Annotated in this window: 21 protein-coding genes; 9 read left to right on the top strand and 12 right to left on the bottom strand. The window is 74.8% G+C overall.

Going from position 1 to position 19,709, the window contains the following annotated elements:
* The first annotated feature begins 172 nt into the window (after positions 1 to 172).
* Together ABFY03_RS08605 and ABFY03_RS08600 are read left to right on the top strand one after the other, a co-directional pair.
* The gene (locus ABFY03_RS08605) at positions 173 to 1,564 is read left to right on the top strand and encodes an aldehyde dehydrogenase family protein (RefSeq protein WP_346172218.1); all 1,392 of its coding nucleotides are present in this window, start codon (positions 173 to 175) and stop codon (positions 1,562 to 1,564) included.
* Between the two features lie 31 nt (positions 1,565 to 1,595).
* The gene (locus ABFY03_RS08600) at positions 1,596 to 2,675 is read left to right on the top strand and encodes a Zn-dependent alcohol dehydrogenase (RefSeq protein ID WP_346169611.1); all 1,080 of its coding nucleotides are present in this window, start codon (positions 1,596 to 1,598) and stop codon (positions 2,673 to 2,675) included.
* Positions 2,676 to 2,730: 55 nt separating this feature from the next.
* Here ABFY03_RS08600 and ABFY03_RS08595 read toward each other — a convergent pair whose 3' ends face one another.
* A complete protein-coding gene (locus tag ABFY03_RS08595; protein WP_346169610.1) occupies positions 2,731 to 3,468 on the bottom strand; it encodes a DsbA family oxidoreductase in 738 nt (245 codons plus the stop codon).
* Positions 3,469 to 3,609: 141 nt separating this feature from the next.
* Positions 3,610 to 4,548, bottom strand: a complete 939-nt coding sequence (locus ABFY03_RS08590; protein ID WP_346169609.1) for a DMT family transporter — start codon at positions 4,546 to 4,548, stop codon at positions 3,610 to 3,612.
* A 139-nt stretch (positions 4,549 to 4,687) separates the two neighbouring features.
* Between ABFY03_RS08590 and ABFY03_RS08585 the strand changes: the two genes are divergently transcribed.
* Positions 4,688 to 5,455 (top strand): TetR/AcrR family transcriptional regulator, encoded by a 768-nt coding sequence (locus tag ABFY03_RS08585; RefSeq protein WP_386723694.1) that lies wholly within the window; start codon positions 4,688 to 4,690, stop codon positions 5,453 to 5,455.
* Here the strand turns inward: ABFY03_RS08585 and ABFY03_RS08580 are convergent.
* The 3 genes from ABFY03_RS08580 to ABFY03_RS08570 all read right to left on the bottom strand — a co-directional run bounded on the left by ABFY03_RS08580 (position 5,405) and on the right by ABFY03_RS08570 (position 7,818).
* Positions 5,405 to 6,352 carry a DMT family transporter gene (locus tag ABFY03_RS08580; RefSeq protein WP_319007968.1) on the bottom strand — a complete coding sequence of 316 codons (948 nt, stop codon included), beginning with the start codon at positions 6,350 to 6,352 and terminating at the stop codon, positions 5,405 to 5,407. The genes ABFY03_RS08585 and ABFY03_RS08580 overlap by 51 nt on opposite strands.
* Positions 6,353 to 6,441: 89 nt before the next feature.
* Positions 6,442 to 7,137 (bottom strand): ArsR/SmtB family transcription factor, encoded by a 696-nt coding sequence (locus ABFY03_RS08575; RefSeq protein ID WP_346169608.1) that lies wholly within the window; start codon positions 7,135 to 7,137, stop codon positions 6,442 to 6,444.
* Positions 7,138 to 7,155: 18 nt separating this feature from the next.
* Positions 7,156 to 7,818 (bottom strand): TetR/AcrR family transcriptional regulator, encoded by a 663-nt coding sequence (locus ABFY03_RS08570; protein WP_319007970.1) that lies wholly within the window; start codon positions 7,816 to 7,818, stop codon positions 7,156 to 7,158.
* Between the two features lie 68 nt (positions 7,819 to 7,886).
* On the opposite strand from ABFY03_RS08570, the gene ABFY03_RS08565 reads away from it, so the two are divergent.
* From ABFY03_RS08565 to ABFY03_RS08555, 3 genes are all read left to right on the top strand, one after another.
* Positions 7,887 to 9,038: an acyl-CoA dehydrogenase family protein gene (locus tag ABFY03_RS08565; protein WP_319007971.1), complete on the top strand. Its 1,152-nt coding sequence runs from the start codon at positions 7,887 to 7,889 to the stop codon at positions 9,036 to 9,038.
* Between the two features lie 87 nt (positions 9,039 to 9,125).
* Complete coding sequence (locus tag ABFY03_RS08560) at positions 9,126 to 9,416, top strand: YiaA/YiaB family inner membrane protein (RefSeq protein ID WP_319007972.1); 291 nt, start codon at positions 9,126 to 9,128, stop codon at positions 9,414 to 9,416.
* Between the two features lie 248 nt (positions 9,417 to 9,664).
* Positions 9,665 to 10,297: a TetR/AcrR family transcriptional regulator gene (locus ABFY03_RS08555; RefSeq protein ID WP_319007973.1), complete on the top strand. Its 633-nt coding sequence runs from the start codon at positions 9,665 to 9,667 to the stop codon at positions 10,295 to 10,297.
* Here ABFY03_RS08555 and ABFY03_RS08550 read toward each other — a convergent pair.
* The gene (locus ABFY03_RS08550; RefSeq protein WP_031011190.1) at positions 10,288 to 10,749 is read right to left on the bottom strand and encodes a MaoC family dehydratase; all 462 of its coding nucleotides are present in this window, start codon (positions 10,747 to 10,749) and stop codon (positions 10,288 to 10,290) included. The two genes, ABFY03_RS08555 and ABFY03_RS08550, sit on opposite strands and share 10 nt — an antisense overlap.
* Before the next feature lie 106 nt (positions 10,750 to 10,855).
* Between ABFY03_RS08550 and soxR the strand changes: the two genes are divergently transcribed.
* On the top strand, positions 10,856 to 11,329 hold the full coding sequence (soxR, locus tag ABFY03_RS08545) for a redox-sensitive transcriptional activator SoxR (RefSeq protein ID WP_319007974.1): 474 nt from the start codon (positions 10,856 to 10,858) through the stop codon (positions 11,327 to 11,329).
* A gap of 181 nt (positions 11,330 to 11,510) precedes the next feature.
* On the opposite strand, the gene ABFY03_RS08540 is transcribed toward soxR, so the two are convergent.
* The 4 genes from ABFY03_RS08540 to ABFY03_RS08525 form a co-directional block, all read right to left on the bottom strand.
* Positions 11,511 to 12,386 carry a 3-keto-5-aminohexanoate cleavage protein gene (locus ABFY03_RS08540; RefSeq protein WP_346169607.1) on the bottom strand — a complete coding sequence of 292 codons (876 nt, stop codon included), beginning with the start codon at positions 12,384 to 12,386 and terminating at the stop codon, positions 11,511 to 11,513.
* On the bottom strand, positions 12,383 to 12,994 hold the full coding sequence (locus ABFY03_RS08535; RefSeq protein ID WP_346169606.1) for a hypothetical protein: 612 nt from the start codon (positions 12,992 to 12,994) through the stop codon (positions 12,383 to 12,385). Before ABFY03_RS08535 ends, ABFY03_RS08540 begins: the two co-directional genes overlap by 4 nt.
* A 137-nt stretch (positions 12,995 to 13,131) precedes the next feature.
* Entirely contained in the window at positions 13,132 to 14,328 is a 1,197-nt protein-coding gene (locus ABFY03_RS08530) for a lipase family protein (RefSeq protein WP_346172217.1), read from the bottom strand.
* 139 nt (positions 14,329 to 14,467) lie between these two features.
* The gene (locus tag ABFY03_RS08525; protein WP_319013176.1) at positions 14,468 to 15,724 is read right to left on the bottom strand and encodes an exo-beta-N-acetylmuramidase NamZ family protein; all 1,257 of its coding nucleotides are present in this window, start codon (positions 15,722 to 15,724) and stop codon (positions 14,468 to 14,470) included.
* Between the two features lie 172 nt (positions 15,725 to 15,896).
* Here ABFY03_RS08525 and ABFY03_RS08520 point away from each other — a divergent pair, with 172 nt between their 5' ends.
* Positions 15,897 to 16,673: an SDR family oxidoreductase gene (locus ABFY03_RS08520; protein ID WP_346169605.1), complete on the top strand. Its 777-nt coding sequence runs from the start codon at positions 15,897 to 15,899 to the stop codon at positions 16,671 to 16,673.
* An 84-nt stretch (positions 16,674 to 16,757) separates the two neighbouring features.
* Complete coding sequence (locus tag ABFY03_RS08515; RefSeq protein WP_319013139.1) at positions 16,758 to 17,351, top strand: TetR/AcrR family transcriptional regulator; 594 nt, start codon at positions 16,758 to 16,760, stop codon at positions 17,349 to 17,351.
* A 4-nt stretch (positions 17,352 to 17,355) separates the two neighbouring features.
* Here ABFY03_RS08515 and ABFY03_RS08510 read toward each other — a convergent pair whose 3' ends face one another.
* Complete coding sequence (locus ABFY03_RS08510) at positions 17,356 to 18,570, bottom strand: acyl-CoA dehydrogenase family protein (protein WP_319013140.1); 1,215 nt, start codon at positions 18,568 to 18,570, stop codon at positions 17,356 to 17,358.
* 6 nt (positions 18,571 to 18,576) lie between these two features.
* Complete coding sequence (locus ABFY03_RS08505; protein WP_346169604.1) at positions 18,577 to 19,602, bottom strand: phosphotransferase family protein; 1,026 nt, start codon at positions 19,600 to 19,602, stop codon at positions 18,577 to 18,579.
* Positions 19,603 to 19,709 lie beyond the last annotated feature (107 nt).

Here is a 19,709-nt window from a genome sequence, read left to right as displayed (position 1 = left end):
CCGCCGGCGCCCCGCCGAGCGACCCGCCCCACGTCCGCTCCGCGATGAGATCCGTCCCACGCCGAGAGCCCCTGGCGCCCTAAAACTAACAGCGCTAGTTTGGGGCGGCGGAGCCGTGCGGATCGGCCCCGCCGCAGGCGAGCGGTCGAGCGGACCGGGAATGGGGAAGCTGATGAAGGCCCACAACGCGATGTACATCGGTGGGGAGTGGCGGCCCGCGTCCACCTCCGGGACGATCCCCGTCACCGATCCGGTGACCGAGCAGGTCATCGCCCATGTGCCGGCCGGCACCGCCGAGGACGTCGACGCCGCCGTGCGCGCCGCCCGCGCCGCGCTGCCGGGCTGGGCCGCCACCCCGCCCGCCGAGCGGGCCGCCCGGATCGCCGCCCTGCGCGACGCGCTCGCCGCCCGCGCCGAGGAGATCGCCGCCACCGTCACCGCCGAGCTCGGCGCCCCGCCGAAGCTCGCCGCCGCCGTACACGCCGGACTGCCGGTCGCGGTCGCCGGCTCGTACGCCGAACTGGCCGCCACCCACCCGTTCGTGGAGAAGGTCGGCAACTCCACCGTCTACGCGGAGCCGGTCGGCGTCGTCGCCGCCATCACGCCCTGGAACTACCCGCTCCACCAGATCGTCGCCAAGGTCGCCCCGGCCCTCGCCGCCGGCTGCACCACGGTCCTCAAGCCGGCCGAGGACACCCCGCTCACCGCCCAGCTCTTCGCCGAGGCCGTCCACGACGCGGGTCTCCCGGCCGGCGTCTTCAACCTGGTCACCGGCCTCGGCACGGTCGCCGGGCAGGCCCTCGCCGAACACCCCGGCGTCGACCTCGTCTCCTTCACCGGCTCCACCGCCGTCGGCCGCCGCATCGGCGCCCTCGCCGGCGGCGCCGTGAAGCGGGTCGCCCTGGAACTCGGAGGCAAGTCCGCCAACGTGATCCTGCCCAGCGCCGACCTCGCCAGGGCCGTCGCCGCCGGCGTCGCCAACGTCATGTCCAACTCCGGCCAGACGTGCAGCGCCTGGACCCGGATGCTGGTCCCCGCCGAGCGGTACGAGGAGGCGGTGGCCCTCGCCGCCGAGGCCGCCGCCAAGTACGTCCCCGGCGAGCGCCTCGGCCCGCTGGTCAGCGCCCGCCAGCGCGACCGGGTCCGCGGCTACATCGAGAAGGGCGTCGAAGAGGGCGCCCGACTGGTCGCCGGCGGCACCGAGGCCCCCCTGGAGACCGGCTACTACGTCTCCCCGACGGTTTTTGCCGACGTCACCCCCGGGATGACCATCGCCCAGGAGGAGATCTTCGGACCGGTCGTCTCCCTCCTCCGGTACGAGGACGAGGAGGAGGCCCTCGCGATCGCCAACGGCACCGAGTACGGCCTCGGCGGCGCCGTCTGGGGCGAGGAGACCGAGGCGGTCGCCTTCGCCCGCCGCATGGAGACCGGCCAGGTCGACATCAACGGCGGCCGGTTCAACCCGCTCGCCCCCTTCGGCGGCTGGAAGCGCTCCGGTGTCGGCCGGGAACTCGGCGCACACGGCCTCGCCGAGTACCTCCAGACCAAGTCCCTCCAGTTCTGAGCCCCGACCCGCCCGCAGTAAGGAGACACCCGTGATCCGTGCCGCCGTCCTGCCCGCCGTCGGTGCCCCGCTGGAGATCACCGGCATCGAGCTGCCCGAGCCCGGCCCAGGCCGGGTCCGGATCCGGCTCGCCGCGGCCGGCGTCTGCCACTCCGACCTGTCACTGACCAACGGCACCATGCGCCTCCCCGTCCCGGCCGTCCTCGGCCACGAGGGCGCCGGCACCGTCGTCTCCGTCGGCGAGGGGGTGACCCATGTCGCCCCCGGCGACGGCGTGGTGCTCAACTGGGCGCCGTCCTGCGGCGCCTGTCACCCCTGCTCGCTCGGCGAGGTGTGGCTCTGCGTCAACGCCCTGAACGGCGCCGCGGAGGTGCACGCCCGCGCCGCCGACGGGCGCGACCTGCACCCGGGCCTCAACGTGGCGGCCTTCGCCGAGGAGACCGTCGTCTCCGCGAACTGCGTGCTGCCCCTCCCGGAGTGCATACCGCTCACCGACGCCGCCCTGCTCGGCTGCGCCGTCCTCACCGGCTGGGGCGCCGTCCACCACGCGGCCCGGGTCCGGGCGGGCGAGACCGTCGCCGTCTTCGGCGTCGGAGGCGTCGGCCTCGCCACCCTCCAGGCCGCCCGGATCGCCGGGGCCTCCACGATCGTCGCGGTGGACGTCTCCCCGGAGAAGGAGGAGCTGGCACGGGCCGCCGGGGCCACGGAGTACGTGGTGGCCTCGGAGACCACCGCCCGTGAGATCCGGAAGCTGACCGGCGGGAACGGCGTCGACGTGGCCGTGGAGTGCGTCGGCCGCGCCGTCACCATCCGGACCGCCTGGGAGTCCACCCGGCGCGGCGGCCGGACCACCGTCGTCGGCATCGGCGGCAAGGACCAGCAGGTCTCCTTCCACGCCCTGGAGATCTTCCACTGGGGCCGCACCCTGGCCGGCTGCGTGTACGGCAACTCGGACCCGGCCGCCGACCTGCCCGTCATCGCCGGGCACATCCGGGAGGGCCGCTTCGACCTGGGCGCCCTCGTCACCGAGCGGATCACCCTGGACGGCATCCCCGGCGCCTTCGACGCCATGCTCGCGGGCAAGGGCGGCCGCGCCCTCGTCGTCTTCTGACCCCGGGAGCACGTCCTCCGGAGCGCGGACCCGGAGGACGGCCCCGGAGTGGGGCTCAGGCGGCGGCCCGCAGCAGGATGTCCTCGTACACCCGCGGGTCGTCGCCGTGCACCACCGGCCAGCCGACGCCGTACGCGCCCTCCCAGCCCACGTCGACGCCGGGGTTGGCGACGTCGGTGCCGTCCGGCAGGAAGAGGTGCGGGCTGCACCGGACGGCGTCGGTCCGGGACAGGGCGGTCTGGTCGGCGAGCGCGCGGCGGGCCCGTCCGTCGTCCAGGGCCTCCTCCAGCGCGACCACGTCGACCGCCCCGGTCTCCTTGGCGACGTCCAGGATGACCCGCCGGTTGCTCACGCACCGGGACTCGGCCCAGAAGGCGCGGCGCAGCCCCAGGTCGAGGAGCTCCGAGGCCCGCAGGGACTGCTCCTTGGCGGCGAGCACCGCTTCGAGGGCGGGCAGGGTCGTGGACGGGTAGAGCCAGTCCTTCGCCTGCCACAGCTGCCATCCCGCCGCCGGCTCCAGCGAGGCCATCCGGGCCACCTCGCTGTCCGTGCCGGGGCGCGGGCTCGGCGCGTCGTTGAGCAGCTCCAGCGGGAAGGCGCGCAGGTCGAAGGCGACCCGGTCCTCCAGGCCGAGCCGGGCCCGGGTGGTGTGCAGCCGGTGGATCGCGAGGTGCGCGAACGAGCACCAGAGGTCGGAGTGGACGACGATCACCCCGGGCGGCGGAGTCTCGACCGCGGCGGGCGACGCGGCCGGCTCGGCTGCGGTGGTGTTCTCGATGCTGTTCTCGGACATGACCGGGTTCCCTTCGACGGGCGTGGTTGAGGCGTGCGTTCAGCCGTGGTCAGGCGTGCGTGGGGCGTGCGTTCAGCCTCGGTCAGGCGGGCGTGGGGCGTGCGTTCAGGCGCGGGTGGGGCGTTCGCCGAGGCGGGGTGCTCAGGCGAGCTGGATGGTGAGCGAGCCGGCGAGCAGCAGGGCGAGACCGAGCGCGCGCGGCCGGGTGAGGGGGCGCCCGGGCAGCCGGAAGAGCCCCTTGTGGTCGATGAGGGCCGAGGTGAGCTGCTGGCCCGTCACGGTGAGCGCGATGGTCACGGCGGCACCGATGGCCGGTATGAGCAGGAAGGTGCCGGTGACGTACGCGGCCGCGCACGCGCCCCCGAGCCAGCCCCACCAGGGCATCTTCTTCAGCGGGGCGACGCGCGGGGCCGGGGTGCGACGGGTGGCCCGCAGCACCAGCAGGACGACGGCGATGGTGAAGGTTGCGACGGCGAAGCTGATCACGGCGACGGTGAGCGGTGCGTCGAGCCGTTCCCGCAGCTGGGCGTTGACCGCGCCCTGCACCGGCAGCACCCCGCCCGCGACGATTCCGAGGGCGAGCCAGCCCGTCCGGGCGGCGGCCGAGAGTCCGGCGGCGCCCGCTGGGGCCGCGCCGCGTCCGCCCCGGATGATCACGACGATGCCGGCGAGGACGGCGGCCGCGCCGAGGACCGTCCCGGCGCCGAGCGGCTGCCGCTCCAGGCCGAGCAGGCCGAAGAGGTCGAGGGCGAGCGAGGCGAACATCTGGCCGGTGACGAAGAGACCGACGCTCGCCAGGGCGCCCAGCCGGGGGAAGAGCAGGATGCCGCTCGTGATGTAGAGCGGGCTGGCCAGCCCGCCGAGCAGTTGCCAGGGGGGTACGTCCGGAAGTCTGCCCAGCGCGCCGAGGGTCCCGGCGGCCAGCGCCAGGGCGGCCAGCAGGGTGGTGGCGACGCCCAGTTGGAGCGTCGAGGCGCCGTACGGGGTGCCGACGGCGGAGTTGAGCTGGAGGTTGGCCGACGCCTGGACGGCGAGGAGGCAGCCGACGAGGAGCGCGACGGCGAGCAGAGCGGTGTGCATCAGGGGTCTCCCTCGTGGAACGGCCGGGCAGGGCAGGACGACGAACCCCGCAAGCGGACGCCGTGTCCATTTAGGGTGCCACAGGGAAACCCAAGCGGACAAGGTGTCCGCTTGGGTGAAGGAGAAGTAGGGTCGGACCATGAGTGACCACGAGCGGCGCGGTCCCGCGGCGGACCCCGGGCAGAAGACGAAGGGGGCGGCCCGCCGTCCGGCGGACCGCCCCACCCCCGCCGAGCGGGATCTGATCGGCGTTCTCGGGCCGGCCGGCGACCCGCTGCCCACGGGCGACCTGCTGGCCGCGGGCGACCTCCAGATCGACGCGCGCCCGGCCACCGCCCCGCGTCGCCGCGCCGACGCCGAGCGCAACCGCGCCCAGATCCTCGCCGCGGCCGAACGGCTCTTCTCCGAGGGCGACCCGCGGACCGTCACCATGGACCGCATCGCCAAGGCCGCCGGCGTCGGCCGCGCCACCCTCTACCGCAGCTTCCCCGACCCGGCCTCGGTCGCGGTGGCGCTGCTCGACGAGCACGAGCGTCTGCTCCAGGGCCAACTCGTCTACGGCCCACCGCCGCTGGGGCCGGGGGCGCCCGCGGGGGAGCGGCTCGCCGCGTTCTACCTCGCGATGCTCGACCTCCTGGAGAAGCACCTCCCGCTGGCGCTCGGCGCGGAGACCGGCCCCGAACGCTTCCGCACCGGCGCGTACGGCTTCTGGCGGGTCCACGTCCGCACCCTGCTCGTCGCCCACGGCGCCGAGGACCCCGACGCCCTCGTCGACACCGTGCTCGCCCCGCTCTCGCCCGAGCTGTTCGCCTTCCAGCGGCACGAACTCGGGCTCTCCGTCGAGCGGATCGGCGCCTCACTCGCGACGTTCGCCCGCGGCCTCCTTCGGGCCGGCGCCCGCTCCTGACGCCGGGGCGGCGGACCCGCGCGGGCGGGACCGGGACACCGCCACCCCCGCCAGGCACAGCGCGCCGCCCAGCAGCGTCAGCGCCCCGGGCAGCTCGCCGAGCAGCGCCCAGGCCATCAGGACGACCAGGGCGGGCACGGCGTAGGTGGTCGCGCCCATCCGGCCCGCGGTCGTCCGCGCCAGCGCGTACGCCCAGGTCGTGAAGGCGAGCGCGGTCGGGAACACCCCGAGGTAGACCATGTTCGCGGTCGCCGACAGCGGCGCCCGCGCCGCCTCCGTCACCAGCTGCCCGGCGAACGGCAGACAGGCCGCCGCGCCGATCGCGCAGCCGAACGTCGTCACCTGGAGCGCGCTCGCGTGGGCCAGGGCGGGCTTCTGCGCCACGACCCCGCCCGCGTACGCCACCGCCGCCAGCAGGCAGAGCGCGACGCCCAGGACCGAGGCGTGGCCGTCCTCGCCGGACATCGAGAGCCCCACGGCCACCGCGCCGGCGAAGGACACCGCCATGCCGGCCAGCAGGCGCGGCGGCAGCCGTTCGCCCAGGAACCGGGCGCCGAGCAGTGCGATCAGGATCGGTCCGATGTTCACGAGCATCGCGGCCGTCCCGGCGTCCACCTCCTGCTCGCCCCAGTTCAGCACCACCATGTACACCCCGAACCACAGCAGCCCGGAGACCAGGATCCCCGGCCAGGCCGCCCTGGGCGGCAGCCCCTCGCGCCGGGCCAGCAGGACGGCCCCGAGGACCAGCGCCCCGGCGAGCAGCCGCCCGAGGGCGAGCGCGCCGGGGGAGTACGCCGCCCCGGCGCTGCGGATGGAGACGAAGGCGGAGGCCCACAGGACCACGGTGACCCCGGCGGCGGCGACCGCGAGCCGGGCGGAGGAGACGGAGTTCGGCATGCCCCCGACGGTAGGACCCCCACCCTTCGGCCCACACCGCAATATCGCCCGCCCTCACGCAGGCCGGAGCTCACACCGCGATGTCGCCGTCACCGCAGCGCCTCCGCCTCGATCCCCAGCTCCCGCCGCAGCGCCCGCTCCCCGGCCGGGGTGACCTTCACCGCTCGCGCGGTCCCGATCCGTACGCACCAGCCGCTGTCCAGCGCGTGCGCGCACAGCGCCGCTCCCGCGAGCCCCGCGAGGTGCGGGCGGCGCTCGGTCCAGTCCAGGCAGCCGCGCGCGAGCGGCCGCCGCCCCTTCGGCACGAGCGGGATGCCGAGCCCCGCGAACCACTCCAGACCGCCGTCCGTGAGGGCGAACCCGGTGTCCTGGCGGAGCAGCCCGCGTGCCGTGAGCGCGTCCGTGACGGCGGTCCCGAGCCGCCCGGCGAGGTGGTCGTAGCAGGTGCGGCCCCGGGCCATCGCCCGCCCGGCGCTCGCGGCGGCCAGCGACCGGGGCGGCTCGTCCGCGCCCGGCCCGGCGAGGGTGGCCAGCTCCTCGACGAGCTGCGCGATCCCGGGTCCGGCGAGCCGCACGTACCGGTGCCGGCCCTGCCGCTCCTCCGCGAGCACCCCGCCCGCGACGAGCTTCCCCAGGTGTTCGGTCGCGGTGGACGGCGCCACGCGCGCGTGGCGGGCGAGTTCCCCCGCCGTCCAGGCCCGCCCGTCGAGCAGGGCGAGCAGCATCGCGGCCCGGCTCTCCTCCGCGAAGAGCGCCGCGAACGCGGCGAGATCACTGGCTCCCATGGCCCCAGCATCCCGCGCTCACGCTTCGGCCCGCCCCGAAACGTGCGCCTCCCGCTCGTACTGCGCCCCCAGGCCGTCGAGCAGCGCGCGCAGGCCCGTCGTGAAGGCGCCCTCGTCGACCTTCTCGCGGTGCTCCGCGAGGCGGTGCGCCTGGCCGAGGTGCGGGTAGTCGGCGGGGTCGTACGCGGTCTCGTCGTCGACGAAGCCGCGCGCGAAGGAGCCGAGCGCCGAGCCGGTGACGAAGTACCGCATCAGGGCGCCGATGTGGGTGGCCTGGGCGGGCGACCAGCCGGCCCGGACCATCGCGCCGAAGACCGCGTCGGCGACCTTGAGGCCCGCCGGACGGCGGCCCGGGCCCTGGGCGAGGACGGGGACGATGTGCGGATGGTCGGCGAGGGCGGCCCGGTAGGACAGCGCCCAGTCGTGCAGGGCGGTGCGCCAGTCGCGCGGGTCGTCCGGCTCGAACATCGACAGGTCGATCTTGGCGCTCACCGCGTCCGCGACCGCGTCCAGGATCTCGTCCTTGGTGCGGAAGTGGTTGTAGAGGGAGGGCCCGCTCACCCCGAGCTCGGCCGCGAGCCGCCGGGTCGAGAGGGCGGCCAGCCCCTCCGCGTCGACGAGCGCGCCCGCCGTCTCGACGATGCGGTCTCGGCTGAGCAGGGGCTTGCGCGGTCGGGCCATGGCGCTCATAGTAGGCCCGCACCGATAAAACTAGCAGTGGTAATTAACGGGATGGGTGAGGTGGCACCGTGGATCTGGCGCTGAGCGAGGAGCAGCGGGACGTCCGCCGGCTCGCCGAGGACTTCGTCGCCCGCGAGGTCGCCCCGCACGTCGTCGCCTGGGACCGCGCCGAGGAGGTGGACCGGGGGATCGTGAAGAAGCTCGGCGCGGTCGGCTTCCTCGGGCTCACGATCCCGGAGGAGTACGGCGGTTCCGGCGGCGACCACCTCTCGTACTGCCTCGTCACCGAGGAGTTGGGGCGCGGCGACTCCTCCGTGCGCGGGATCGTCTCCGTCTCCCTCGGCCTGGTCGCCAAGACCATCGCCTCCTGGGGCAGCGAGGAGCAGAAGCGGTCCTGGCTGCCCCGGCTCGCCTCCGGCGACGCCCTCGGCTGCTTCGGCCTCACCGAGCCCGGCACCGGTTCCGACGCGGGCAACCTGAGCACCCGGGCCGTCCGCGACGGCGGCGACTACGTGATCGACGGCGCCAAGATGTTCATCACCAACGGCACCTGGGCCGACGTGGTGCTGCTCTTCGCGCGGACCGGTGACGCCCCCGGCCACAAGGGCGTCTCCGCCTTCCTCGTCCCCACCGACACCCCCGGCCTCACCCGCCGCACCATCCACGGCAAGCTCGGCCTGCGCGGCCAGGCCACCGCCGAACTGGCCCTGGAGGGCGTGCGGGTCCCGGCCTCCGCCCTGCTCGGCCCCGAGGGGAAGGGTTTCTCCGTCGCCATGTCCGCCCTCGCCAAGGGCCGGATGTCGGTCGCGGCGGGCTGCGTCGGCATCGCCCAGGCCGCCCTCGACGCCGCCGTGCGCTACGCGGGGGAGCGCGAGCAGTTCGGCAGGCCCATCGCCTCGTACCAGCTCGTCCAGGAACTCCTCAGCGACATCGCCGTCGACGTGGACGCGGCCCGGCTGCTGACCTGGCGGGTCGCCGACCTCGTCGACCGGGGAGAGGAGTTCGCCACCGCCGCCTCCCAGGCCAAGCTGTTCGCCTCCGAGGCCGCCGTCCGCTCCGCCAACAACGCCCTCCAGGTCTTCGGCGGATACGGGTACATCGACGAGTACCCCGTCGGCAAGCTGCTGCGGGACGCCCGCGTGATGACCCTCTACGAGGGCACCAGCCAGATTCAGAAGCTCATCATCGGCCGCGCGCTCACCGGCGTCTCGGCCTTCTGACCCGCCCGCGAGCGGGGGCGGGTCTGAGTACGGACCTGAGTATCCGGGCGGATGTGGCGCCGGCCACATCCGCCCGATCGTGTCCCCATGAGCGAGTCACAGGTCAAGCAGCAGAACACCAGCGCCTACCACGCGCAGGCCGTCATCTCCTTCGCGATCGCCCTCGCCGCCGTCGCGATCGGGATCTACCAGCTGGAGGCGAGCGCCTGGGTGCGGGCCTTCCTCGGGATCTCCGTCCTCTACCTCACCACCTCCGCCTTCACCCTCGCCAAGGTGGTCCGCGACCGGCAGGAGTCGGAGCGGATCGTCAGCCGCGTCGACCAGGCACGCCTGGAGAAGCTCCTCGCCGAACACGACCCCTTCCAGCAGAAGCTCTGAGCCCGCCCGCGCGACGATCCGGTGTCCCGCCCGGAAGCCGGACGTCCCGCCCGGAGCCCCGGACGTCCCGCCCGGAGCCCCGGACGTCCCGCCCGGAGCCCCGGACGTCCCGCCCGGAGCCCCGGACGTCCCGCCCGGAGACCCGGAGCCCCGGCGTCCCGTCGGGCGATCCGGCGCCGGGATCCCTAAGCGCTTGCTCAGCTTCGTTGTATGGTGTTCGTCCTGACCGGTCCGAGGAGGAGTGTGGGATGAGCACGGCGGAGCAGACGCCCGGCGGCGAGGACGTGGCCTGGGGCGAGGTCGCGCCCGAGGCCGCCCGGAGGCTGCTGGTCGCGGCCGTCGAGGCGTTCGCCGAACGCGGCTACCACGCCACCACCACCCGCGACATCGCCGGCCGGGCCGGGATGAGCCCGGCCGCGCTGTACATCCACTACAAGACCAAGGAAGAGCTGCTCCACCGGATCAGCCGCATCGGCCACGACCGGGCCCTGGAGATCCTCCGGGCCGCCGAGCTCCGCGACGGCGCCCCCTCCGACCGGCTCGCCGACGCCGTCCGCTCCTTCGTCCGCTGGCACGCCGAGCGCCACACCACCGCCCGGGTCGTCCAGTACGAGCTGGACGCGCTCGGCTCCGAGCACCGCGGCGAGATCGTGGAGCTGCGCCGGGAGACCGAGGCGACGGTGCGCCGGATCATCGAGGAGGGGGTGGCGGCCGGCGAGTTCGACGTGGCGGACCCGGCCGGCACCACCGTCGCGGTGCTGTCGCTCTGCATCGACGTGGCCCGATGGTTCAACGTGCAGGGCCGCCGGACGCCCGACGAGGTCGGCGCCTTCTACGCCGACCTCGTGCTCCGCATGGTGGGGTACCGGGCTCAGAAGTAGTAGCGGGAGACGGACTCGGCGACGCACACCGGCTTGTCGCCGCCCTCGCGCTCCACGGTCACCCGCGCGGTGACCTGCACCCCGCCGCCGGCCTCCTCCACCTTCGTGAGGACCGCCGTGGCGCGCAGCCGCGAGCCGACCGGCACGGGGGCGGGGAAACGCACCTTCTCCGTGCCGTAGTTGAGGCCCATCTTCATGCCCTCGACCCGCAGCACCTGCGGGACGAAGAGCGGCAGCAGGGAGAGGGTCAGATAGCCGTGCGCGATCGTCCTGCCGAAGGGGCCCGAGGCGGCGCGCTCGGGGTCCACGTGGATCCACTGGTGGTCGCCCGTGGCGTCGGCGAACAGGTCGATGCGCTTCTGGTCGATCTCCAGCCAGTCGCTGTGCCCCAGCTGCTCGCCGACCCCCGCGCGCAGCTCCTCGGCGGAGGTGAAGATCCTCGGCTCGGCCATGTCCCTGGTCCCTTCTCGTACGACATACCCAACGGTCTGTGTCTAAGCGCTTGCTCAGCATGTGGGGTGGGCGGCGCGCTGTCAACGGACCAGTAGGGTTCGAGGGGTGCCGCAGATTCCCGAGAAGATCCACGAGCTCACCGTCGGCCAGCTCTCCGCCCGCAGCGGGGCCGCCGTCTCCGCCCTTCACTTCTACGAGTCCAAGGGGCTCATCGTCAGCCGGCGCACCGCCGGCAACCAGCGCCGTTACGGGCGCGACGCGCTGCGCCGGGTCGCCTTCATCCGCGCCGCCCAGCGCGTCGGCATCCCGCTCGCCACGATCCGCGACGCCCTCTCCGAGCTGCCGGAGGAGCGCACGCCGACCCGCGAGGACTGGTCCCGGCTCTCCGCCACCTGGCGGGCCGAACTCGACGACCGCATCAAGCAGCTCGGCCGGCTCCGCGACCACCTGACGGACTGCATCGGCTGCGGCTGCCTCTCCCTGGAGACCTGTGTCCTCTCCAACCCCGACGACGTCTTCGGCGAGCGCATGGCCGGCTCCCGGCTGCTGCCGCTGCGCCGCGAGCCCGAGGGCGATTAGGTCGTTTCTATCGGATCAGGCCGGATCAGGGAGCGGCGTCCGGTGCGTGCGCACGCAAGGCGGAGGAGGGAGTCGACGCGGTGGCCCTCCCAGCGGTGGCCGGGGGAGTCGGCGACCGACGACAAGGCCGCGAGGGTGCGTGCCAGTCGCCGCGAGCCCGGCCTGATCCGAAAGAAGCGACCTAGACGGGTCCGGACAGCACGGCCCGCACCTGCTCCGCCGTGGAGCGGGCGCGGGTCCCGTCCGGCAGCAGGAGGGTGTCCTCCAGACCGATCCGGCCGCGCAGGCCCAGCCGCCGCGCCGCGCCCACCACCGGCCAGGCCGCCGCCCCGGTTCCGTACACAGTCACGGGCACCCCATCGCCCCAGGCCCGAGCCCGCCCCGGAGGAGCGCCCCCGGCCCCCGCCCCGCTCGGCCCCGTCACGAGCGGGAGAACCCACGCGGCGAAGTCACGGCCCGCCCCCTCCGGCCCGGCTTCGCCCCCGGCCATCGCTCCGGCCGCCCCGCTCGACCCGGCCACGAGCGCGCGACGCCACGCCGCCGGGGCACCGGCCGCCTCCTCCGGCGGCACCTCGACCGCGATGCGCCGCACCCGGGGCGCCAGGGGAGAGCGGGCGAACCGGGTCGGTCCCGGGGTGCCGGGGCGGAGGCCCGCCTCGACCGCCACCCCGCGCGCCAGCAGCGCCGCCGCCGTCTCCTCGGCGCCCGGCTCGTGCCAGGCCACCCAGGCCAGCTCCGGCAGCGTCTCCCAGGAGCGGATCCGCGCGACCCGCCGCTCCGGATCGGGCTCGGCCCACGCGTCCGCCGGCACCGTCACCGGGACGCGGACGAGCCGTCGCACCGCCGCCAGCGCGGGCCCCACGACCCGGGGCGAGAGCGAACCCGCGCCGCACGGCGTCCGGGGCCGCAGCCGCACCTCGTGGGCTCCCGCCGCCACCGCCTCCGTCGCGGCCTCGGCGAGCGCCGCCGGATCGCGCGGCACCGCCGCCGACTCCCCGGGCCCCCGCGTGCCGTTCAGCGCCGCCTGGAGCGGAGGGGCCGCTCCCGGCCGTGTCACGCCGCGGAGACCAGTGGCCGGCCGCGTACCTCCCGGGCCCGGGCCAGCGCCCCCGGTGTGAGGACCGCCCGGGGCACCTCGACCCCGCAGTCCCCGCACACCGGTCCGTACCAGGTCTCCTCACCCGGTTCGCCGGCCCACGCGATCCGCGCCCCCGCGCAGACCGGGCACGCCTCGCCCGGGTCGTCCTTCAGCGCCGTGACCAGCCGCCGCACCACCTCGGGCAGCGGATCCGTCGGATGGACCGCCGGATCGCCGCAGCGCACCACCCCGTTGCCGCCCCACACGGCCCGGTGCCAGTCGTCCGGCGCCCCCAGGGCGCGCAGGCCGCCGTGCTTCTCGCGCCGGCGCCGGGCGGCGAACTCCTTCTCGTACGCCAGCCAGACCGTCCGCGCCTCCTCCAGCTCCTCCAGGGCGGCCACCAGCCGCGCCGGATCGAGCTCCCGGTCGTCGGGTCCGAACCCGTGCCTGCGGCACAGGTGGTCCCAGGTCGCCCGGTGCCCGTAGGGGGCGAACCGCTCCAGGCACTTGCGCAGCGAGTATCTGCGCAGTGCCGTGTCGCACCCCTGGTCGCGCACCTGTCTCGCGAGACTCCGGAAACCGGCCATCGCTCGCCACCTCCGTCGCTGGTCCTTCGCGGTCCTTCGCGCATCCGCGGTACCAGAGGGACGAACGGCGGCCTCCCCGTGTTCCGCCCGGTGGCGGAACGGGCGCCTTCTGGCGAGAAGACGCCATCGGCCGCGCGCTACCGGCGGCCGATCCGAGCCGCCGAGACCACCACCCCGGCCAGCTCCGGACGCAGGATGTCGCTGTGCGAGCGGACCGCCTCCGCCACGTCCACGCTCACGCACCCCGAGGCCGGAACCCCGTCCCGCAGCACCGTGGCCAGCACCCGCCGCGCCGCCCCCGGCACGCCCTGGACGCCGTCCCAGCCGATCGCCCCCCACCGCGGGTCGCGCACCACCAGCCGCCCCAGCGGCCCCGCGAGCGACGCCGAGTCCCGGGCCGCCCGGGAGGCCAGCGGATACAGCAGCCCGAGCGCGGTGTCGTGCCGCGAGTGACAGGCCACCACCGGCCCCCGCACCCGCAGCTGCAGGTCCTTCAGCGCCCCCGCCCGCCCCGGATCGTGCGGCAGCCGGGCCGCGAACGCGTAGTGCGAGAAGGCGCCCTGGAGCAGTGTCATCGACCGGACCGGCCGCAGCGCCCCCGGCAGCCCGCGCAGCGCGTACGCGACGAGCCGGGCGCCCATGCTGTGCCCCACCAGGTGCACCCGCAGTCCCGGCGCCGCCCGCGCCACCTCGGCGAGCAGCGGCCCGAGCCCCCGCTCGCCGACGTGCCCCGCCCTCTTCTTCATCACGTAGTACGCGGCCTGCCGCAGCGCCTCGCGACCGCCCTTCCACAGCCGGCCGAGCCCGTCCCCGAGCAGCGTCTCCGGCACCTCCGCCGTCAGCGCGCCGGTGAACACGGCACAGGTCTCCACCGGGTCCGCGAGCAGGAAGTCCGGCACCGCGCCGTCCGCGGCGACCCCCTCCCCGCCGACGTCCGCCAGCTCCCGCAGCAGCGCCCCGAACTCCGCGAACGCCGCCTCCTCGGCCGGGGCCAGCGCCACCAGCTCGGTGAGCCGGACGATCGTCCGCTCCTTCTCCGGCAGCGTCGTCACCAGCGCCCGGAAGTCCGGCACCGGCTCGTCGCTGAACATCATCGAGGGCCACACCACGCCCGCGTACCCCGCCTCCACCCCCGGGGCCAGCAGCCCCGGGAACGGCGCGAAGAAGTCCGCGTACAACCGGGTGGCCCCGGACGGCGAGTTGTTCCAGCCGTGCGCGAACACCACCAGATCCGTCACCCCCCGCCGCGCCAGCGCGACCAGCTCGGCCGCCTGCCCGGCCGGACCGTCCCCGTCCTTGTCGAAGACGATCTCCCGGTACGGATCCACACTCATCCCGCTCACGGCCCGCCCGTCCCTCCCCGTCGAGGAAGCGCCCAGGGGTCCGCGTCCCGCAACCCCCCGGCAGCATGCCCGGATCCGGCCAGTCCCAGACCTCGGCGGCGCATTTCGGCCTGTGCGGGGGCGACCTCCGTCACCGGTACAGCAGATGCTCCCGCCGCACCGCCCGGAAGGCCGCCAGGTCGTCGGCCCAGGCGGCCACGACCTCGTCGGCGTCCGCGCCCGCGTCGATCAGGGTGCGGACCCGGGCGGAGCCGGTGAGCTTGTCGATCCAGTGGTCGGGGCGCCAGGCGAAGCCGGACCAGGAGGCGCGGGCGGTGACCAGGAGGGCGATGCCGGTGCGGACCGGGTCGAAGGTCCCGCGGTCGTGGACGTGGAGCTGGACGCCGCCGACCGTGCGGCCCTGGAACTTCGAGAAGGTCGGCGCGAAGTACGCCTCGCGGAAGCGGACTCCGGGCAGCTCCAGGGCGTTCGCGGCCTCCGCCCAGCGGCGGTCGACACCCTCCGCGCCGAGGAGTTCGAAGGGGCGGGTGGTGCCCCGGCCCTCGGAGAGGTTGGTGCCCTCGAAGAGGCAGGTGCCGGAGTAGACGAGCGCGGTCTCCGGGGTCGGCATGTTCGGGCTCGGCGGCACCCACGGCAGCCCCGTGGCGTCGAAGAAGTCCGCGCGCCGCCACCCCGTCATCCGTACCGTCTCCAGCTCCACCGGCCGGGCCAGGAACTCGGCGTTGAACAGCAGCGCCAGTTCCGCCACCGTCATCCCGTGCGCCTGCGCGATGGGCTCGCGTCCGACGAAGGTGGCGAAGGCCCGGTCCAGGACCGGGCCGAGGGCCGCCCGGCCGCTGACCGGGTTCGGCCGGTCCAGGACCACGAACCGCTTGCCGGCCAGCTCCGCCGCCACCATGCAGTCGTACAGCGTCCAGATGTACGTGTAGAAGCGGGCGCCCGCGTCCTGGATGTCGAAGACCACCGTGTCGACGCCGGACGCGGTGAAGACGTCCGCCAGCGGCTGCCCGCTCTTCAGATACGTGTCGTAGACCGGCAGTCCGGTCGCCGGGTCGTCGTACCGGCCCTCCGAACCGCCCGCCTGCGCGGTGCCCCGGAAGCCGTGCTCGGGGCCGAACACGGCCACCAGGTCCACCCGTTCGTCGGCGTGCATCACGTCCACCAGGTGCCGCGCGTCCGGCGTGATCCCGGTCGGGTTGGTGACGACGCCGACCCGCTCGCCGGCCAGGAGCGCGTACCCGTCCGCCGCGAGCCGCTCGAAACCGGTCCGTACGCGCGCGTGCCCCCGCCCGGGGGCCGCCGCCGCGGGGGAGGCCGTCCCGGCCAGCGCCCCTCCGGCGGTCAGGGCCCCTCCGGCCGCCAGCAGATCCCGACGCGACAGCTTCATCCGCCTCATGCGTGACATGGGCACGCAGGCTAGCGCTCCTGACGGCCCGGGGGAACGAGGCGTGCGGAAGCCGCGCGTCGCGGTCGCCGGGTCTTCCACCGCTCCATACCGACCGGTTAGTCTGCCCGAGTCATCCGAACCGTGAACCGAGCCGAACCACCTGGAGGGGTCCATGAACGCGACCACGCGCGAGCTCCGGGACGCCGCCGTCGTCGTCACCGGTGCGGGCGGCGGCATCGGTGCCGCCCTCGCCCGCCGCTTCGCCGCCGAGGGCGCCCGCGTCGTCGTCAACGACCTCGATCCCGGCCGCGCCGAGGCCGTCGCCGCCGAGCTCGGCGCCGTCGCCGTCCCCGGCGACGCGTCCGCGATCGTCGACGAGGCCCGCCACGCCCTCGGCGGCACCGTCGACATCTGGTGCGCCAACGCCGGGCTCGCCTCCGCCGGCGACGCCTTCGCCGACGAGGCCGTCTGGGCCGCCGCCTGGGACGTCAACGTCATGGCCCACGTCCGCGCCGCCCGCGCCCTGCTCCCCGACTGGCTGGAGCGCGGCACCGGCCGCTTCGTCTCCACCGTCTCGGCCGCCGGGCTGCTCACCATGATCGGCGCCGCCCCGTACTCCGTCTCCAAGCACGGCGCCTACGCCTTCGCCGAATGGCTCTCGCTCACCTACCGCCACCGCGGCCTCAAGGTGCACGCGATCTGCCCCCAGGGCGTCCGCACCGACATGCTCGCCGCCACCGGCTCGGCCGGCGACCTCGTGCTGGTCCCCACCGCCGTGGAGCCCGAGGCCGTCGCCGACGCCCTCCTCGACGCCATCGCCGAGGACCGTTTCCTCGTGCTGCCGCACCCCGAGGTCGCCGACTACTACCGGAACCGCGCGGACGACCCCGAGCGCTGGATCGGCGGAATGAACAAGCTCCAGCGGCACTGGGAGGCGGGCGCGCGATAGCGCACCCGGCGACGGATGGGAAGATCTACCGACGACAGACCCCGTACGCCAGGGACGGGGCAGCGAGCTGGAAGGCGGCGGAGCATGGCCAGGACGACGGACGGGGACGGTTCTCCCGTCCCCCAGAGGCTCCTCGCCGCCGCCACCCGGCTCTTCGCGGAGCAGGGCTACGACCGCACCTCCGTGCAGGAGATCGTCGAGGCGGCGGGCGTCACCAAGGGCGCCCTCTACCACTACTTCGGCTCCAAGGAGGACCTCCTCCAGGAGGTGTACGCGCGCGTGCTCCGCCTCCAGCAGGAGCGGCTGGACGACTTCGCGGGCTCCGACGCGCCCGTCGAGGAGCGGCTGCGCTCCGCCGCCGCCGACGTCGTCGTCACCACCATCGAGAACCTCGACGACGCCTCGATCTTCTTCCGCTCCATGCACCACCTGAGCCCGGAGAAGAACAAGCAGGTCCGCTCCGAGCGCCGCCGCTACCACGAGCGCTTCCGCGCCCTCGTGGAGGAAGGCCAGCGGGCGGGCGTCTTCTCCTCCGCCACGCCCGCCGACCTCGTCGTGGACTACCACTTCGGCTCCGTGCACCACCTGTCCACGTGGTACCGCCCGGACGGGCCGCTGACCCCGCAGCAGGTCGCCGACCACCTGGCCGACCTCCTGCTGCGGGCCCTGCGCCCGTGAGCCGTCAGAGGTAGCGCTTCAGCTCGCGGCGGGCCAGCGACCGCTGGTGGACCTCGTCGGGCCCGTCCGCGAGCCGCAGGGTCCGCGCCGCCGCCCACAGCTCGGCGAGCGGGAAGTCCTGCGAGACGCCGCCGGCGCCGTGCGCCTGCACCGCCCTGTCGATGATGTCCACCACCGCGCGCGGGGTGGCGATCTTGATGGCCTGGATCTCGGTGTGGGCGCCCTTGTTGCCGACCGTGTCCATCAGCCAGGCCGTCTTCAGGACGAGCAGCCGCAGCTGCTCGATCGTCACGCGCGCGTCCGCGATCCAGTTCTGCACCACGCCCTGCTGGGCGAGGGGCTTGCCGAAGGCGGTACGGGAGACGGCCCGCCGGCACATCAGCTCCACCGCCCGCTCGGCCATGCCGATCAGCCGCATGCAGTGGTGGATCCGGCCGGGACCGAGCCGGGCCTGGGCGATGGCGAAGCCGCCGCCCTCCTCGCCGATCAGGTTGGCGGCCGGGACCCGCACGCCGTCGAAGACCACCTCGGCGTGGCCGCCGTGGTAGTGGTCCTCGTAGCCGTACACCCGCATCGCCCGGCGCACCTCGACGCCCGGGGTGTCGCGCGGCACCAGGACCATCGACTGCTGGCGGCGCGGGTCGGGCCCGTCCGGGTCGGTCTTGCCCATCACGATGAAGACCCTGCAGTCCGGGTTCATCGCCCCGGAGATGTACCACTTGCGCCCGTCGATCACGTACGTGTCGCCGTCCCGCCGGATGCGGGTCTCGATGTTGGTCGCGTCGGAGGAGGCCACCTCGGGCTCGGTCATCGCGAACGCGGACCGGATCTCGCCCGCGAGCAGCGGCTCCAGCCACTGCTTGCGCTGCGCCTCGTCGCCGAACTGCGCGAGCAGCTCCATGTTCCCGGTGTCCGGGGCGGCGCAGTTGAGGGCGGTCGGCGCGAGCTGCGGGCTGCGGCCGGTGATCTCGGCGAGCGGCGCGTACTGGAGGTTGGTGAGGCCCGCCCCGTACTCCTCGTCCGGGAGGAAGAGGTTCCACAGCCCCTGCCGCTTGGCCTCGGCCTTCAGCTCCGCCACCACCGGCGGCTCGTCCCACGGCGAGGCGAGCCCGGCCCGCTGCTCCTCGGCGACGGCCTCGGCGGGGTACACGTGCTCGTCCATGAAGGCGAGCAGCCGGGCCCGCAGCTCCTCGGTGCGGGCGTCGTAGGAGAAGTCCATGGCGGTTCAGCCCTCCTGAAGGGTGGTCAGGCCGTGCTCGATGAAGACGGGGACGAGGTCGCCGATGCGGTCGAAGCCGGCGCCGACGGTCTGCCCGAGGGTGTAGCGGTAGTGGATGCCCTCCAGGATCACGGCGAGCTTGAACCAGGCGAAGGCCGTGTACCAGGAGAGGGCGGTGACGTCCCGGCCGGAGCGGGCGGCGTACCGCTCGACCAGCTCGGCGGCCGTGGGGTGGCCGGCGGCGCTCGCGGTGGTGGAGATCGGCGAGCCGGGCAGGTCCAGCGGGGTGCTGTACATGACGAGCAGGCCCAGGTCGGTCAGCGGGTCGCCGAGCGTGGACATCTCCCAGTCGAGGACGGCGGTGATCCGGTCGTCCGCGCCGACGAGGGCGTTGTCGAGCCGGTAGTCGCCGTGCACCACGGTCGGTGCGGGGGAGGAGGGCAGCGCGCGGCCGAGGGCGGCGTGCAGCTCCTCGATGCCGGGCAGGTCGCGGCCCCGGGAGGCGTCGAGCTGCTTGCCCCAGCGGCGCAGCTGCCGGTCGAGGAAGCCCTCGGGCCGGCCGAAGTCGCCGAGCCCGACGGCCTCCGGCTCCACCGCGTGCAGGTCGACCAGGGTGTCGACCAGGCCGAGGACGGCGGCGCGGGTGCGCTCCGGGCCCAGCGGCGCCAGCTGGGAGGCGGAGCGGTACGGGGTCCCCTCGACGAACTCCATGACGTAGAAGGGCGCGCCGAGCACCTCCTCGTCCTCGCAGAGCAGCACCGTGCCCGGCACCGGCACCGGGGTCCCGCCGAGGGCGCTGATCACCCGGTGCTCGCGCCGCATGTCGTGCGCGGTGGCCAGCACGTGCCCGAGCGGCGGACGGCGCACCACCCAGCGGCCGGTGCCGTCGGTGACGGCGTACGTGAGGTTGGAGCGGCCGCCCTCGATCAGCCGGGCTTCGAGGGGACCGGCGACCAGTCCCGGCCGCTCGCGGTCCAGGTGGCGGCGCAGGCGCTCGGGGTCGAGGCCGGGTGGCGGGGCGGTGTGGCTCATCGGGCGTACCTCCGGTCGGTCGGTCGGCGTTCATGATGACCGACCAGTCGGTATGTCGTCCAGAGGGCTCCCCGAAAGACCGGGGGCCCGGGCGCCACGTCACCCCG

Source organism: Streptomyces roseofulvus (assembly GCF_039534915.1).
Classification (GTDB): Bacteria; Actinomycetota; Actinomycetes; order Streptomycetales; family Streptomycetaceae; genus Streptomyces; species Streptomyces roseofulvus.
The sequence above is the reverse complement of the archived record's forward strand: the minus strand, read 5'-3'. Positions and strand labels throughout refer to the sequence as shown.

What these genes read in the sequence shown, in the direction of transcription:
- ABFY03_RS08510 (WP_319013140.1), bottom strand. Translation starts at nt 18,570, where the DNA reads ATGGACTTCTCCTACGACGCCCGCACCGAGGAGCTGCGGGCCCGGCTG.
- ABFY03_RS08515 (WP_319013139.1), top strand. Translation starts at nt 16,758, where the DNA reads ATGGCCAGGACGACGGACGGGGACGGTTCTCCCGTCCCCCAGAGGCTC.
- ABFY03_RS08560 (WP_319007972.1), top strand. Translation starts at nt 9,126, where the DNA reads ATGAGCGAGTCACAGGTCAAGCAGCAGAACACCAGCGCCTACCACGCG.
- ABFY03_RS08520 (WP_346169605.1), top strand. Translation starts at nt 15,897, where the DNA reads ATGAACGCGACCACGCGCGAGCTCCGGGACGCCGCCGTCGTCGTCACC.
- ABFY03_RS08575 (WP_346169608.1), bottom strand. Translation starts at nt 7,137, where the DNA reads ATGGGAGCCAGTGATCTCGCCGCGTTCGCGGCGCTCTTCGCGGAGGAG.
- ABFY03_RS08595 (WP_346169610.1), bottom strand. Translation starts at nt 3,468, where the DNA reads ATGTCCGAGAACAGCATCGAGAACACCACCGCAGCCGAGCCGGCCGCG.
- ABFY03_RS08505 (WP_346169604.1), bottom strand. Translation starts at nt 19,602, where the DNA reads ATGAGCCACACCGCCCCGCCACCCGGCCTCGACCCCGAGCGCCTGCGC.
- ABFY03_RS08530 (WP_346172217.1), bottom strand. Translation starts at nt 14,328, where the DNA reads ATGAGTGTGGATCCGTACCGGGAGATCGTCTTCGACAAGGACGGGGAC.
- ABFY03_RS08550 (WP_031011190.1), bottom strand. Translation starts at nt 10,749, where the DNA reads ATGGCCGAGCCGAGGATCTTCACCTCCGCCGAGGAGCTGCGCGCGGGG.
- ABFY03_RS08605 (WP_346172218.1), top strand. Translation starts at nt 173, where the DNA reads ATGAAGGCCCACAACGCGATGTACATCGGTGGGGAGTGGCGGCCCGCG.
- ABFY03_RS08570 (WP_319007970.1), bottom strand. Translation starts at nt 7,818, where the DNA reads ATGGCCCGACCGCGCAAGCCCCTGCTCAGCCGAGACCGCATCGTCGAG.
- ABFY03_RS08590 (WP_346169609.1), bottom strand. Translation starts at nt 4,548, where the DNA reads ATGCACACCGCTCTGCTCGCCGTCGCGCTCCTCGTCGGCTGCCTCCTC.
- ABFY03_RS08535 (WP_346169606.1), bottom strand. Translation starts at nt 12,994, where the DNA reads ATGGCCGGTTTCCGGAGTCTCGCGAGACAGGTGCGCGACCAGGGGTGC.
- ABFY03_RS08555 (WP_319007973.1), top strand. Translation starts at nt 9,665, where the DNA reads ATGAGCACGGCGGAGCAGACGCCCGGCGGCGAGGACGTGGCCTGGGGC.
- ABFY03_RS08585 (WP_386723694.1), top strand. Translation starts at nt 4,688, where the DNA reads ATGAGTGACCACGAGCGGCGCGGTCCCGCGGCGGACCCCGGGCAGAAG.
- ABFY03_RS08525 (WP_319013176.1), bottom strand. Translation starts at nt 15,724, where the DNA reads ATGAAGCTGTCGCGTCGGGATCTGCTGGCGGCCGGAGGGGCCCTGACC.
- ABFY03_RS08580 (WP_319007968.1), bottom strand. Translation starts at nt 6,352, where the DNA reads ATGCCGAACTCCGTCTCCTCCGCCCGGCTCGCGGTCGCCGCCGCCGGG.